Origin of the sequence: Novosphingobium sp. FSW06-99 (assembly GCF_001519065.1) — a bacterium.
Classification (GTDB): domain Bacteria; phylum Pseudomonadota; class Alphaproteobacteria; order Sphingomonadales; family Sphingomonadaceae; genus Novosphingobium.
On the sequence record NZ_KQ954255.1, the window covers coordinates 399,952 to 414,402 of the forward strand.

Genomic DNA, 14,451 nt, shown 5'->3' on the forward strand with positions numbered 1-14,451 from the left:
GGGGGTGAGAGGGAAGGGCATAGCCGCCACCATCTCAGCCATGTCGGTAATGACCGCTTCGCGTCCATTTTGGTAGTTCAGTGGCGGCCGCACAGAACCCGAAAGCCGTCATTCATGGGAAACGTTCGACAAGGATAGATTGGGGTCTATTCTTGGTGGCACAAAGTAAGCGCCATTGTCGGCGTCCTAGCCCTTGTAAGCAAGGTGGGCTTCACGCAATGCGTTGGTCAGATTAAAGACCGTCGTAAACGGTCGCCTTGGTGGCTGCCCCTCGCTTTCTCGACATGCCAGTTGCCGTTTCGCTCGCACCTCGGCGTCACCGACCTTCGGCATCAATTTGCTAAAATCCGCCGATTTTTTGCCCTTTGGATCATAGCCTTCGCATACCTTGGCTAAGGCAGCTTGAACCTGATGACGGTCGTCCGGGCGGTCAAAATCATCAAAATGAAGTATAAGCCAAACTTCGAAGCATGGATTGGAAAAGGCGGCCTTTACATCGCTAGTACGGCACCGTTCGAGTGCCTCGGGAACCTTGGGATGTTCATCACAATCGAAAACTGCCCACACCTGATCGCCTTCCTCAAACGATGACTTTCGCCCGCGACTTCGCTTCATAGACGATGCCCGCTCGCACGCCCGCTCCGCAATCGTCATCGGTACGCCAGCAGCATCAATCATATCAAGGTCTACGAGCGCGCCCAGAAGGTCACGTTGCACGGCACGAAAATAATCGGGCTCGGTGTTCTTACCCTCACTATAGATGATGAATTTTCGCTTTGGCGAACGGGTGGGCGGGGCCCGTCGTAGTGATCGCCGCTCTCTCATCATTTCGCCTCGAACAACGCGACGAGATCGCCCGAGTAAGGGATCGCGCCGTAACGGCCTTCAAGATATCCCTGTTCGAAATTATCGGTTGGCCTCGATTTTATGTCGGACAACGGGAACAAATGCGACGCGCCAGTTTCGTCCTTTTCGCAAAACCAAATCTGGTCACGCCGTAATGTTGAGAGACTAAGCAGGTTCGTGTCGTGTGTTGTAGCAATCAGTTGGGCCCCGTTTTGGTTGATTTTCGGGTTTTCAAAAAGCTCCAAGATCTGGGCAGCGGCAAAGGTATGAAGGCTCGCATCGAGTTCGTCGATCACGACGAGAGTTCCCTCGTCAAGTGCTTTGAATACAGTGTTCATCATTAGAACAAGGCGCCGTGTTCCTGAGCTTTCGCGCTCAAGGCCGAAATAGCAAGGTTCGCCCGAAACGCCCGCATGAGAGAATTCTATCGCAACATCTCGTAAGCGGTCAGAATTATCATCTTCGATGGTCGCAGTTTCTCCCATATGCTTTCGAGCAATTGAGACAAATTCTTTCGTGATCATCCTGACAGAGTCGGGAATTTCAATGTCCATTTGCCTGAAGCCGATAATTCCTGTTCCGATGGATTTAAGAAATTCTATCGTTCTTGGATCGACTTGGTCTTTCTTAAAAGTATTATTTATCAGTTCTTTAGCAACTGCTACGTTCATGCTGAAACGGGTACGTCTGAAGAAAGCGACGATCTTGCTTAATTCCTCATGATCATTCTGTGTCGCAGTCGAAATGAACAAACTATTTGCTCGCATGAGGTCAACCAGAATTTTCTTCGGCCCTTTGAAATGGGATCCGAACTCGACCTCGTTTCCTGTACGCTCGAACATTCTACGCCGCTTACCCTCTGGGTAGGCGTACAACCACTCGGCAATAAAGGCGTTGTCGTCGCACTCGAAACCGTATTGCAGCCTGACCCCATCGACGATGAATTCGGCTTCTAGCGCGGATGTTTCCCGTGCGCGAGCTGGATCAAGCTTGAACGGAATGCGCGGAACACCGCCCTCAGGATTACCGCGCGTATGTGACTGGAGGATAGCGCTTCTGAGAAAGCTAAACGCCTTCAAAAAATTTGTCTTACCAGACGCATTGGCGCCATAAATTATTGCACTCGGCAGTGCTGAGAGATCCGTTCCGGGGATGGGCGCCAAGCTACATTCCGGACCTTTGAGGCTGGATGCAACCAGCGAGATCTCGTCAGTGCCAGAGACCGAGAGATAATTTTTCGCGCTGAATCTCAATAGCATTTCGCGCTCCCGAATCAGTGCGTCAGTCAATTTATATGCTATTTAGGCAAAAATTATGCAAAATGAACCATCAAATTCAATCTGATGTCGAAAAAAGATGCTTTGAAGGTGCGATATGAGGCCGGAGAAGTCCAGAGCCAGTATGACTATAAGGCCATCGAAAAAGGTGACTATCTGGATGGGGCGTCCGAAAATCACTAGTCCGCAATCGGATCTGGCGAAGCAACAGTTGGTGAGGTCAATCCTGGTGCTCGCGGTGGGCGCAGGGCGTCCCTATGCCACACACCCTACGGGCTCCAGCGAAACGGGCCTTCGGCTTCGAAGCGTTCGTGCCAGCGGGCGGCTTCGTTGTAGCCTATGCCCATCTGGCGTTGCAGCCAGCTTACCGGATGGCGGCCCGGTGGTTCCTGCAACTAGCGTCCTTCGACAGGCTCAGGACGAGCGGGTGTTGTAAGATAGATTGTGGAAAGGCGGCAGCGGGTGCTTATGTCCGCAGGCGTTCGATGCCCTGGGCCAGCGCGACATAAAGCTTACCCATGTCGGACGACAGCAGCGTCACACCCAGTGCGTTGCCGTCGCGGGTGGACAGCAACTGGCGCAGCATGCTTTCGAAATCGTGGATATAGCGGTTGACGTGGGTGCGGAATTCCTCGTCGGTTTCGTAATGCTGCTGCACCGCGCGCGCGTCGGCGGTGTCGAGCAGAGAGACGGCGCGGCGGGTGAAGATGCCGCGTTCGCCGCGCAAGTATGACGCCCAGGCGCTTTCCGACACATCCGCCGACAGGATGCGGGTGATGTCGATCGCGGTGGAATTCAGGCTTTCGGTGATCAGTGCGGTGCGGCGGGCGAAATCGCTGTCGACGTGTTCCTCGGCGCGTTCGCGGATGTGGTTGACCCGGCTTTCCAGATTGCCCGCCAGTTCGTCGATGCGCGCAAGCTGATCGCGCATCTGCAACGCGGTTTCGCGGGCAGAGCTGGACGCGCTGTCCATCGCTTCTTCCAGCCGGGCGATCATCTGCGCGCCGCGCCCTTGCACCACGCGCGCCAGTGCCGCGCTGGTTTCTTCGCCAAAGCGCGCGGCCATTGCGCTGATGTCGGCGGCGGTGCTGTCGTTCAGATCGGCCCCGGCCTTGTGCGCGGCGGCCTCCAGTTCGGCAATCGCGCCCGCCAGACGGCGCTCGATCGATCCGGTCAGCGTGTCGCTGTCGGCCTGCGCCGCGCGCACCAGATCGCGGATTGTGCCCAGCCGCTTTTCCTGTTCGGCGGTGCGTGTCAGCAATGCGTCGTGGATCGCGGCGATATCGCCGCGTACATCGCCCAGCCGCGCGCCGGTGGCATCGACCATGTCGGACAGCGCGGCGCCCGCATTGCCCGCCTCGACCAGCCCTTCGCGCAGGCTCAGCACGCGGCGTTCCACCCCGTCCATCCCGGCGATCGCGCTGCGCAGCGCTTCGGGGATTTGCGTCCGGGTGTGGTCCTTGGCCGCCTCGATCAGTTCCAGCAGGCGCACCGCGGCATCGGTCAGCCCGGCAATCGTCGTATCGGTGCCGCCCAGCGCGGTGCGCGCCGCGGTCAGCCGGTCGGTCAGCGTGGCCATCGCCGCATCGACCACGCTGGTGGTGCGCGATCCGGCCTCGGCTGTGGAATCGATGGTCTGCGCAAAGGCGGCGATGCGCGTGGCCAGGGCGTCGCACGTGGTGGCCAGATGCTCGATCGCGGCAATCTGCCGCTGGCGCTGCGTTTCGATCGTGCTGTCGATGCGCGCCAGCCGCGTGTCGATCGCATCGGCGCTGTCGGCGGCGGCGGCGGCCATCGCCGCGCGGCGCTGGCCGATCGCGGCATCGAGCGCCTCCAGCCGGGCGGCAAACCCTTCGGCGGTGGCGTTGAGCGCGGCTTCGAGCGCGTGGCGCCGGGTGGCCAGCGCATCATCGACCGAACCGGCCTCATCCACCAGCGCGCGGCCCAGCGATCCGGCGCTTTCTTCAAAGCGGCGCAGGCGGTCGCGCGAATCCGACACCAGTTGATCGTGGTCGCGCCCGACTTCCTCGATCGCGCGCGCCAGCGACGCGGCGACTTTACGCACATCGCCATCGAGCGCGGCAATGCGCGTGGCCAGCGCGGCCAGGCTGCCTTCCTCTGCACTGGCGATCACTTCGCGCTGGCGCGCCAGTTCGCCCGCCAGCGCATCGGCGCGGGCGCGGATCGCGGCCAGCGCGGTCACTTCTTCGGCATCGATGCGCGCGCGTTGCGCATCGAGCTGATCGATCACCGCGCGCAGGCGCACATCGCCCGCCACCGCGATCCGTTCGCTGGCACCGGCAAAGGCATCGAGCGCGGCATCGACCGCGGCGCGCACATCCTCTACCTTGCGCCCGCTGGCGCTGCCGAATTCATTGAGGCGGTTGAACCCGGCGATCAGGTCTTCCAACTGCGCCTCGGCGGTGCGCCCGGCCAGGGCAATCGCGTTGGCGGCGTCTTTGGCCGAATTGCTGATCACCGGCAGATGCGTGCGCAGTGTGCCGATGTTGTCCAGCGCCTTGGCCGCGACCGTGCCGATATGATCCATATCCTGGCCTTGCCCGGCGATCAGATCTTTCAACCGGTCGGCTGATCCTGTCAGGCGATCGACCGCCACGCGGCCCAGCGCTTCGAGATCGCGGCCCTGTGCGGCGATGAAATCGCGCGCCAGCGACAATTCGGTGTTCATCGCGCGCAGCCGCGATTCGAGCGCGCGGCTTTCATCGGCCAGCGCATGGATCACCACGGCATGGCGGCTGGCATCGCGCAAGGTGGTGCGCGCGATCAGCACGCCGACCAGCACCAGCATCACCGGCAGCGCCCAGATCGCAATCAGGTTGACCACCGCATCGGGCGTCGGCGCGGCGCGCAAGGCGCCCGCCTTGGCCACCACGAACAGCACAGTCCAGCCGAGCAGCAGCACGATGGCCAGCCCCGGCACCAGCCAGCGCAAGGCGCCGCGCGGGGCGGCAAAATCCGCCCCGGATTCGGTGAAATCGGCGTGATCGTCGGCGGTTTCGTCGACCGGAAAGGCCGAATGGCTGGCCGGATCGGCCTCGACTGTTCCGCCATCGAGCGCGATGATGCGTGTTCCCCCGTTCATGGCCACGGTTCTAACACGGTTTTCGGGCCTTGTGTAACCCCGCCTTAACCCGCGCGGGGGCATCGTGGCGATCATGGCCTATCTTGGTGAAGCAATCGATGCGCATCTGGTGCGCGCGCTGGGGGATGATCCCGAACTGCGGCGCGAACTGCGCCGCGCGTTCCTCGATTCTGCGCTGGCGGCGCTCGACCTGATGCAGCGCGCACGCTGCGATGCCAACTGGCGGCAGGCCGCCGAACGGCTGAAAGGGCTGGCGGCGACGTTTCATGGCGATGAGCTGATCACGCTGGCCGACGAGGCCATTGCCGGCGTGCCGGGCGATCCGGCCATCGTGCGGCGCATTCGCCGCCTGCTCGACGAGATCGATCCCGCAGCGTGACTTTACCTTTTGCGCGAATGGTCTAGGTCCGCATGTAGAGTCTGTTTTGAAAGTGCCACCCACCACCCCGCACCCCCGACCCAACCACCCACAGGGTACCTTAAATGGGCGGTTGGGTCGGGGGTGCGGGGTGGTGGGTGGCACAAAGTCGCCGAAAGGCGACTTTCGAAACAGACTCTTACGCCGCCGCGAAACAGGAGACCGGGGACCTTGCGGGTCGCATTGCTGTCCATAACCGATGCCGTTGCCGGTGAACCGCAGGGTTTGCGTGGCTATCTGACGATCGGTGGGCGGTCGCTGGCCCGACACCAGCTTGGTCTGGCGCTGGCGCTGGGCTGCACGCGGATCGTCGTGGTGACCGAGGCGCTGACCGGCGAAGTGATCGCATTGCAGCATGCCAGCGAATCCGGTGGCGCGCGGTTTCATGTGATCACGTCGGCCCACGCGCTGTTGCCGCTGGTCAATGCCGATGATGATCTGATCGTGCTGGGCGACGGGCTGTTGGCCCAGCCCGAGATCGCGCTGGCGCATCTGAAGGATGCCAACGGCGTGCTGGCGCTGCCGGTCGAGGCAGGCATGGCCGCCGGGTTTGAACGGATCGATATCAACCACGCCTATGCCGGGGCGATGCGGCTGCCGGGCCGGCTGGTTGCCGGGCTGGGCGATCTGCCGCCCGAATGGAACGCGCCGGCGGCGCTGTTGCGGCTGGCGGTGCAGGGGCGGGTGCCGTTGCAGGTGCTGCCCACGGCGGTGCTCGACGATGGCCGCTGGACCGTGGTGCGCAGCGAAGACGAAGCCCATGCGTTCGAACCGGTGTGGCTGCGGCTGCACACGCAAAGCGCGCATGTGCGCAGCCCCGGCGAATGGCTGGCGGCACGCGCTGTGCACGGGGCGGGCCCTGCGCTGCTCCATGCCGGAACGCGGCCCTGGGTGGTGGCAATGGGCGGCGTGGTGGCGCTGTTGCTGGGGCTGGGGTCGGGCTGGTTCGGCTGGCGCACCCCCGGTTTTGCCTTGCTCGCGCTGGCCTGGGTGCTGGCCAAAGTGGCCACGTTGATGACCCGGATCGAGCGGCAGTCGCTGCTCGAAACCGGCAAGGCATCGCCCACCGGGGCAGGGTTCGAGGCGGTCATCGATGTGGCCTTTGTCATGCTGGCGGCCTGGCGCAGCGATATTCCGCATGTCACCGGGGTGCCGTTGGCGCTGGCCTGGCCGTTTGCGATCACCTGGTTTGCGCCGCTGGCGCTGATGCTGTTGCTGCATCTGCTGCCGCGCGTGGTGCGCGACCGGCGGGCCACCTGGTGGTTGCGCGACCGGCTGGTGCTGGGTGTGGCGCTGGCGGTAACCAGCGCGCTGTTGCCGTTTGATTTCTGCCTGCGCACGGCGGTGCTGGGGCTGATGGTCTGGGCCATCGCGGTGACTCCGGTGGCTAACCCCGATTTAACCGGAACCGGCTAGGGTTGCGCCATGACACAGGCGGCACACCCCGACAGCGCGTTGACCGCCGCCGACCATCGGCTGGCGATGACGGCGCATGTGCTCGAAAGTCTGGTCGGGCTGGGGCCGACCATGCTGCTGGATGATGAAACCGTGGCGCGCGTGCGGGCGCTGGCGGGTGATCTGGCCGCGCAACTGGTGGCGGATGAGGCGGCACTGGCCGATCCGGTGCGCGACAGGCTGATGGCCAATCGCGCGATTGCCCTGCATCTGCATGCCATCGCCATCGAAACACGGCTGATCGCGCAATTGGCCGCGCGCCGCGCGCTCGATCCGGTGCTGCCCCCGCTAATCAGGCGGCGGCTCGATGCGGGCACGGTGGGCGATGATGTGGCGATTGCGACCACCGCGCTGTTGGCGGTGCAGACGCGGCTGGGGCAAAGTTTGCGCCGGATGTGCCTGCCGCTGGGGGAATTGCCCGGTGATCTGTTGCATATGGCCCACGCGATTGCCGATGGGGTGCGCGCCGAACATGCCGCGCCGGTGCGCCATCCCCGGCACGCCGCGCCCGATGATCCGCATGGGCGCCTGGCGTTGCTGCGCCGCGTGCTGACGGTGCTCGGGCCCGACACGGCGATGGCCTTGCGCATCGATGAGGCCGGGGTGCCGTTGTTTCTCAGCGCGCTGGCGCTGGCTTCGGGGCAACCACGTGAACTGGTCACGCTCGCCTGTGCCGAGGATGATCCCTTGCGGCTGGCGCTGATGCTGCGCGCCACCGGGTTGTCGCCCGCTGATGCGGCGGCGCAATTGCTGGCGATCCGTCCCGAGGCCGATCCCGCGCTGGTGGCGCTGCCCGCCGATGCCGGGGCGGCAGAGCATGTGCTGGCGGGGCAGGGCGGATGAGCCGGGTCACCCCGGTGCGGGGTCTTTGCGACAACGCCGACCGTCTGGTCGAGGCTGACGCGGCGCTCGCCGGGCTGCAGGTGCGGTGCGGCGGTGATATGCCGGGCACGCTGGCGGTGCCCGCGCTGTTGACGCTGGTGCGCCGGGTGCGCGCATCGGGCGTGGCGCAATTGCGGCAGCTTGGCGCAGTCGATGAAGGCAAGATGATCGCCTTTCTGGCCTATGCCGCGCCCGATGGGCAGGGCACGCGCATCGAACTGACGCAATGGCGCCTGGCGGGCGACGCGGTGGCCGACATCGCGCCCGATGATGCGGTGTTGTACCAGATTGCCGCGATCCATGCGGTGCTGGGCGCCGATCAACGTGTGCTGGCGGTCGATCTGCGCGGCGATGATGCCGATCTGGCCGGTGAGGCGGCGGCGCTGAGCGCATTGGCCGAACGCTGGCAACGCGAAGGCCTGGTGTGGAGCGCAGCGGTCGACCTGATCGGGGTGGCGCACCGCCAGCCCTTGCACTGGCGCCTGCTTGACGATGTGGCGTTTCATATCGCCGGATCGGCGCGCACCTGGCGCGCGCGGATTGTGCCGCATGGTGATGCGGGGTTCGATCTGCTGATCCTGGCCGATGCGCTGGCGGACCCTAGACCGCCAGCGCAAGAGATTGCGCCGGTGACTTTGCCGGGCAATCGCCTGATCGGGCGCGATCTGGCCCCGGCCTTGCGCCAGCCGATCAACCGCATCATCGCCAATGCCGAAACCATCCGCACGCGGCTGGCCGGGCCGATAGCCGACGCCTATGCCGGCTATGCCGCCGATATTGCCGAGGCCGGGCGCCATCTGCTGTCGCTGGTCGAGGATCTGGCCGATCTCGACGCGGTGGAGGCACCCGAATTCAGCCCCGCGCCCGATCGCATCGATCTGGCCGATTGCGCGCGCCGCGCCGCAGGCATCCTGGCGATGCGCGCGCAGGAACGCGGAATCACGCTGGTGCCGCCCGCCGAGGGCACGCAAGTCCCGGCCACCGGCGAATTTCGCCGCGTGTTGCAGATCCTGCTCAACCTGCTGACCAATGCGATCCGTTACAGCCCCCAGCATTCGACGGTGACGATAGAATGCGGCGGCGATACCGCACAGGCCTGGGTGGCGGTGCACGACCAGGGTGCCGGGTTGGACCACGAACAGGCCGCGCGGGTGTTCGAAAAGTTTGAACGGCTCGGCCGCAGCGGCGATGGCGGCAGCGGCCTCGGCCTCTATATCTCGCGCCGTCTGGCCCGTGCCATGGGCGGTGATCTGACAGTCGCGCCGGGACCGGGCGCGCGGTTTGAACTGTCGCTGCCGGGGCGGGCGGCGGCTTGATCGCGCAAACAGAAAGGGCGGGACTGCCGTTCGGCAATCCCGCCCTTTGTCTTTGATCGGATCGTGATCAGCGCTGTTCGACAGGCACGTATTCGCGTGCAGTCGGACCGGTGTAGAGCTGGCGCGGGCGGCCGATCTTCTGGCCGGGATCGGAAATCATTTCGTTCCATTGCGCCACCCAGCCGACCGTGCGCGCCAGGGCGAACAGCACGGTGAACATCGTGGTCGGGAAACCGATCGCCGACAGGATGATGCCCGAATAGAAATCGACGTTGGGGAACAGCTTCTTTTCGATGAAGTACGGGTCCGACAGCGCGATTTCTTCCAGCCGCAGCGCGGTTTCGAACAGCGGATCGGTGACGTTCAGCGCCTTGAACACTTCGCGCACGGTCTTTTGCATGACGGTCGCGCGCGGGTCGTAGTTCTTGTAGACGCGGTGGCCAAAGCCCATCAGGCGGAACGGATCGTTCTTGTCCTTGGCGCGTTCGATATAGTGCTGGATGCGATCAGGCGTGCCGATTTCGCGCAGCATGTTGAGCGCCGCTTCATTGGCGCCGCCATGCGCCGGGCCCCACAGGCAGGCGATGCCGGCGGCCATGCAGGCAAACGGATTGGCGCCCGACGAACCGGCCAGACGCACGGTCGAGGTCGATGCGTTCTGTTCGTGATCGGCATGCAGGATAAAGATGCGGTCGAGCGCGCGTTCGACTTCGGGCACCACCTGGTATTCCTCGGCCGGCACGCCGAAAGTCATGCGCAGGAAATTGCCGGTGTAGGACAGGCGGTTGTCGGGATAGACGAACGGCTGACCGACCGAATACTTGTAGGCCATCGCCGCGATCGTGGGGATCTTGGCGATCAGACGGTGCGAACTGATGCGGCGCAGCACGGGATCGGCAATGTCGGTCGAATCGTGGTAAAACGCCGACAGCGCGCCGACCACGCCACACATCACCGCCATCGGGTGCGCGTCGCGGCGGAAACCGCTGTAAAAGCTGCTGAGCTGTTCGTGCACCATGGTGTGGCGCGTGATCGTGCGGCTGAATTCGGACAGTTCGGCCGCGGTCGGCAATTCGCCGTTGAGCAGCAGATAGCTGACTTCCATGAACGTTGAATGTTCGGCCAGTTGCCCGATGGGATAGCCCCGGTGCAGCAGGACGCCTTCATCGCCGTCGATATAGGTGATCGCGCTGTCACAGCTCGCCGTGCTGGTAAAGCCCGGGTCATAGGTGAACATGCCGGTCTGGCCATAGAGCTTGCGGATATCGATCACGTCGGGACCGATCGTGCCACTCGTCACCGGCAATTCCACGGTGGTGCCGCCGGTCTGCAGCGTTGCCTGGGTATTGCTCACGTCTCAGTCCTCCTAGGTCAATATCGCACCGGGCATCCCGGTCATGCGCGATGGTTGAGAGATGCCCCAATTCTTGAACGTCCGCCGGTCATGCGGCCGATGCCTCGGCGCGCTGATCGCCGAGCCGCGCCATCGCCTCTTCGCGGCCCAGCAGCACCAGCACGTCATAGATACCCGGCGAAATCGTCGTGCCGGTCAACGCGGCGCGCAACGGTTGCGCCAGCTTGCCAAGGCCAAGGCCCAGCTCTTGCGCCAGCGCCTTGACCGCCGCTTCGAGCGCCTCGATCGTCCAGTCGTCGGTGCCATCGAGCCGGTCGATCACCTGGCCCAGCAGCGCTCGCGCCTCCGGCGTGAGCAGCGCCGCCGCCTTCGCATCGGGTTCTATCGGGCGGCGTGCGAACAGGAACCGCGCGCCGTCGGCCAATTCGTTGAGATCGGCGGCGCGCACCTTGAGCACCGGCATCGCGGCCGTCAGCAGCGCCAGTTGCGCCGGGTCGGTGATGGCGAGCCGTTTGCCCACTTCATCGGTCAGCCGCGCATCATCGGCCAGACGCATATAGTGTCCGTTGAGATTGAGCAGCTTTTTCAGGTCAAACCGCGCCGCGCCCTTGTTCACATCGGCGATGTCGAACCATTCCACCGCCTGTTCGCGGGCAATGATTTCCTCATCGCCATGGCCCCAACCGAGCCGCAGCAGGTAATTGACCACCGCTTCGGGCAACAGGCCCAGTTCATCGCGATAGGCATCGACGCCCAGTGCGCCATGGCGCTTTGACAGCTTTGCCCCGTCGGCGCCGTGGATCAGCGGAATATGCGCATAAAACGGATCGGGCCAGGCGCCGGTGCCTTCGGCCTGTTCAATCGTATGCATGGCGCGGATGACGACCAACTGGCGAAAGGCGTTGTTGATATGGTCATCGCCCCGGATCACGTGGGTAACGCCCATGTCGTGATCGTCGACCACCACCGCCAGCATATATGTCGGCGTGCCGTCGCTGCGCAGGATGACGAAATCGTCGATCTCGCGATTGCTGACGGTGATCGTGCCCTGCACCAGATCGTCGATCACGGTTTCGCCATCGCGCGGCGCCTTGATGCGGATCACATAGGTCTGGCCAACGGGCCAGGTCGACGGATCGGCATCGCGCCATTCGCTGTCGATGCGGAACGGGCGGCGTTCGGCCTGCGCCGCCTGCCGCCGCGCGGCCAGTTCTTCCTGCGTCAGATAGCAGCGATAGGCATGGCCCGCCGCCAGCAGACGGTGCGCAACTTCGGCATGGCGTTCAGAGCGGGCAAACTGGAACACCGGTTCTTCATCGCCTTGCAGCCCCAGCCACGACAGGCCATCGAAAATTGCCTCGATCGCCGGTTCGGTCGACCGCGCGCGATCGGTATCCTCGATCCGCAGCAGATAAGTGCCGCCGTGATGGCGCGCAAACAGCCAGTTGAACAGCGCGGTGCGCGCGCCACCAATATGCAGAAAACCGGTCGGCGACGGGGCAAAACGGGTAACCACCGCAGCCTTGCGGTCCGAAGCAGCAGAATTGGAACCACTCGCGCTTGCCATTGCTGGCGCAATCCTTTTCATCATGGCCATGGCCGAACCTGCGTCCGCCGGAACCACCTTTTCGTCGCTGGCCGAACCGTGCGCCGACGCCGGGAATCGCGCGATCGGACCAGTGGCAAAGACGAACGCGCATTGGGACAGTTTGGGGACGTTGTCCAGTGTGCAGCGCACCATCGAACAATTCCTGAACGCGCATCCGTTCGAGCGCGCGCCATGGCTGGTGGTGGGCTATGGCACGGGAATTGGCGCATGGATCGCGCTGTCGGGGCCGTGGCAATGGGCGGCCTGGATCAGCTTGTGCGCTGCGGCCATGGTCATTGCGCCATTGATCGCGCGCGAAGGGCAGGCCGATCATCTGCGCCACGCGCTGATCGGCATGGCGCTGATGCTGGCGGCGGGGTGCGCGGCGATCTGGATGAAGTCCGCGCTGGTTGGCGCGCCGCCCATTGCCATGCGCGAAACCGTGGTGCTGGCGGGGCGGATCGTCGATCGGCAGGATGCCAGCGGCGGCGCACGGCTGTTGCTGGCGGCGCGGATCGCCGGGGTGGATCGCCCGGTGCTGGTGCAAGTGATGATCCCCGCGCAGATCGATCGCGGCGATCTGGTGCCCGGTGCCACGATTGCCGCGAGCGCGCGGCTCGATCCACCCGCGCCGCCGATGCTGCCCGGCAGCCACGACTATGCCTTTGCTGCCTGGTTTGCGGGGATCGCCGCGACCGGATCGATCGGCGGCCCGGTTACCGTCATCGCGCGGGCCGCGCCTGCACCGTCCATGCGGTGGGTGGCGGCGGGCTTGCGCGATCATGTGCTGGCGCATCTGGGGGGATCGGCGGGTGCGATTGCCGCCACGCTGGCCAGCGGGGATCGCGGCGCGATCGGGCGCAGCGATGCCGAGGCGATGCGCGATGCGGGGTTCGCCCATCTGTTGTCGATCAGCGGACTGCATGTCAGCGCGGTGATCGCGGCGGTCTATTTGCTGGTGTTTCGCGGGCTGGGGCTGGTGCCGTGGATTGCCCTGCGCGTGCGATTGCCGCTGCTGGCAGCGATGTGCGGGGCCGGGGCAGGGGTGGCCTATTGCCTGATCACCGGGTCGCAAGTGCCGACCATGCGCGCAGTGGCAGGCGCGGTGCTGGTGCTGGGCGCGCTGGCGCTGGGTCGCGATCCGCTGTCGATGCGCCTGCTGGCGGTGGCGGCCTTGTTCGTGATGCTGTTCTGGCCCGAAGCTGTGGCGGGGCCGGGGTTCCAGATGAGCTTTGGCGCGGTGATCGCGGTGATCGCGCTGCACGGTGCGGCGCCGATGCAACGCTTCATGACGCGGCGCGAGGAAGGCCCGTTGGCACGGCTGGGGCGCCAGGTGGTGCTGTTGGTGGTGGGCGGACTGGCCATCGAATGCGCGTTGCTGCCAATGGCGCTGTTCCATTTTCACCGGGCGGGCCTGTACGGCGCGCTGGCCAACCTGGTGGCCATCCCGCTGGTCGTGTGTGTGGCCATGCCGGGACTGGCGCTGGCGCTGTTGCTCGATCCGCTGGGGCTGGGCGGCCCGGCGTGGTGGGTGACCGGCCGCGCGCTCGATGCGGTGCTGTGGGTCGCGCACGCCACGGCATCCTTGCCCGGTGCGGTGACCACGCTGCCCGCGATGCCCGGGTGGGTCTATGGCCTGTGGATCGCGGGCGGGTTGTGGCTGGCGCTATGGAGCGGGCCGGTGCGGCGCTGGGGGCTGGTGCCGATGGTGCTGGCGCTGTGCGTCTGGGTCATGATCCGCCCCCCCGATATCCTGATTGCCGGCGATGGTCGCCATGTCGGGATCACCGGGCTGGGCCCCGATCTGGTCGTGCTGAGCCCGGGGCAGGGGCATTTCGCGCGCGATCAGGTGCTCGAGGCCTCTGGCATGGCCGGCGCCACCCGCCCGCTGGAGGACTGGCCCGGTGCGCAATGCACGCATGATTTCTGCGCACTGGCGCTTACCCGTTATGGACGGCGCACCGTGCTGATGATCGCGCAAAGCCATCGCCGGTTGAACGAAGACGGCCTGGCCCAGGCCTGCGCGCAAAGCGATCTGGTGATCGCCGATCACCCGCTGCCGGCGGTATGCCATCCCCGCCAGTTGCTGGCCGATGGCACGTTGCTGGCGCGCACCGGCGGGATGACCATCGATCTGGCCAGTGGTACGATCCGCACTGTGGCCCAGACCAGCGGCGACCATGTGTGGCACCACTGGCCGTGACCGTCAGGC

Annotated in this window: 11 protein-coding genes; 5 read left to right on the forward strand and 6 right to left on the reverse strand. The window is 64.7% G+C overall.

What is annotated here, in order from left to right; translation table 11 throughout:
- Nucleotides 1-186: 186 nt before the first annotated feature.
- The 4 genes from AQZ49_RS21825 to AQZ49_RS10650 form a co-directional block, all read right to left on the reverse strand.
- A complete protein-coding gene (locus tag AQZ49_RS21825; protein WP_082701698.1) occupies nt 187-828 on the reverse strand; it encodes an RloB family protein in 642 nt (213 codons plus the stop codon).
- Nucleotides 825-2,135: an AAA family ATPase gene (locus AQZ49_RS10645; RefSeq protein WP_156428246.1), complete on the reverse strand. Its 1,311-nt coding sequence runs from the start codon at nt 2,133-2,135 to the stop codon at nt 825-827. The genes AQZ49_RS21825 and AQZ49_RS10645 overlap by 4 nt, the downstream gene beginning before the upstream one ends.
- 257 nt (nt 2,136-2,392) lie before the next feature.
- A complete protein-coding gene (locus AQZ49_RS22815; protein ID WP_082701700.1) occupies nt 2,393-2,518 on the reverse strand; it encodes a DNA translocase FtsK in 126 nt (41 codons plus the stop codon).
- Nucleotides 2,519-2,589: 71 nt separating this feature from the next.
- Nucleotides 2,590-5,226 carry a hypothetical protein gene (locus AQZ49_RS10650; RefSeq protein WP_156428247.1) on the reverse strand — a complete coding sequence of 879 codons (2,637 nt, stop codon included), beginning with the start codon at nt 5,224-5,226 and terminating at the stop codon, nt 2,590-2,592.
- Between the two features lie 73 nt (nt 5,227-5,299).
- On the opposite strand from AQZ49_RS10650, the gene AQZ49_RS10655 reads away from it, so the two are divergent.
- The 4 genes from AQZ49_RS10655 to AQZ49_RS10670 all read left to right on the forward strand — a co-directional run bounded on the left by AQZ49_RS10655 (nt 5,300) and on the right by AQZ49_RS10670 (nt 9,297).
- Nucleotides 5,300-5,605, forward strand: a complete 306-nt coding sequence (locus tag AQZ49_RS10655; RefSeq protein WP_067615456.1) for a hypothetical protein — start codon at nt 5,300-5,302, stop codon at nt 5,603-5,605.
- A 210-nt stretch (nt 5,606-5,815) separates the two neighbouring features.
- Nucleotides 5,816-7,060: a hypothetical protein gene (locus AQZ49_RS10660; protein ID WP_231739184.1), complete on the forward strand. Its 1,245-nt coding sequence runs from the start codon at nt 5,816-5,818 to the stop codon at nt 7,058-7,060.
- Nucleotides 7,061-7,069: 9 nt separating this feature from the next.
- Nucleotides 7,070-7,942 (forward strand): hypothetical protein, encoded by an 873-nt coding sequence (locus tag AQZ49_RS10665; protein WP_231739185.1) that lies wholly within the window; start codon nt 7,070-7,072, stop codon nt 7,940-7,942.
- The gene (locus AQZ49_RS10670; protein WP_067615320.1) at nt 7,939-9,297 is read left to right on the forward strand and encodes a sensor histidine kinase; all 1,359 of its coding nucleotides are present in this window, start codon (nt 7,939-7,941) and stop codon (nt 9,295-9,297) included. The genes AQZ49_RS10665 and AQZ49_RS10670 overlap by 4 nt, the downstream gene beginning before the upstream one ends.
- 67 nt (nt 9,298-9,364) lie before the next feature.
- Here the strand turns inward: AQZ49_RS10670 and AQZ49_RS10675 are convergent, their stop codons facing one another.
- Both AQZ49_RS10675 and gltX read right to left on the reverse strand, forming a co-directional pair.
- Nucleotides 9,365-10,651 (reverse strand): citrate synthase, encoded by a 1,287-nt coding sequence (locus AQZ49_RS10675; RefSeq protein ID WP_067615322.1) that lies wholly within the window; start codon nt 10,649-10,651, stop codon nt 9,365-9,367.
- 88 nt (nt 10,652-10,739) lie between these two features.
- On the reverse strand, nt 10,740-12,218 hold the full coding sequence (gltX, locus tag AQZ49_RS10680; RefSeq protein WP_067615324.1) for a glutamate--tRNA ligase: 1,479 nt from the start codon (nt 12,216-12,218) through the stop codon (nt 10,740-10,742).
- 28 nt (nt 12,219-12,246) lie between these two features.
- On the opposite strand from gltX, the gene AQZ49_RS10685 reads away from it, so the two are divergent.
- Nucleotides 12,247-14,442, forward strand: coding sequence for a ComEC/Rec2 family competence protein (locus AQZ49_RS10685; RefSeq protein WP_231739186.1), 2,196 nt, complete (start codon nt 12,247-12,249; stop codon nt 14,440-14,442).
- The last annotated feature ends 9 nt before the right edge of the window (nt 14,443-14,451 follow it).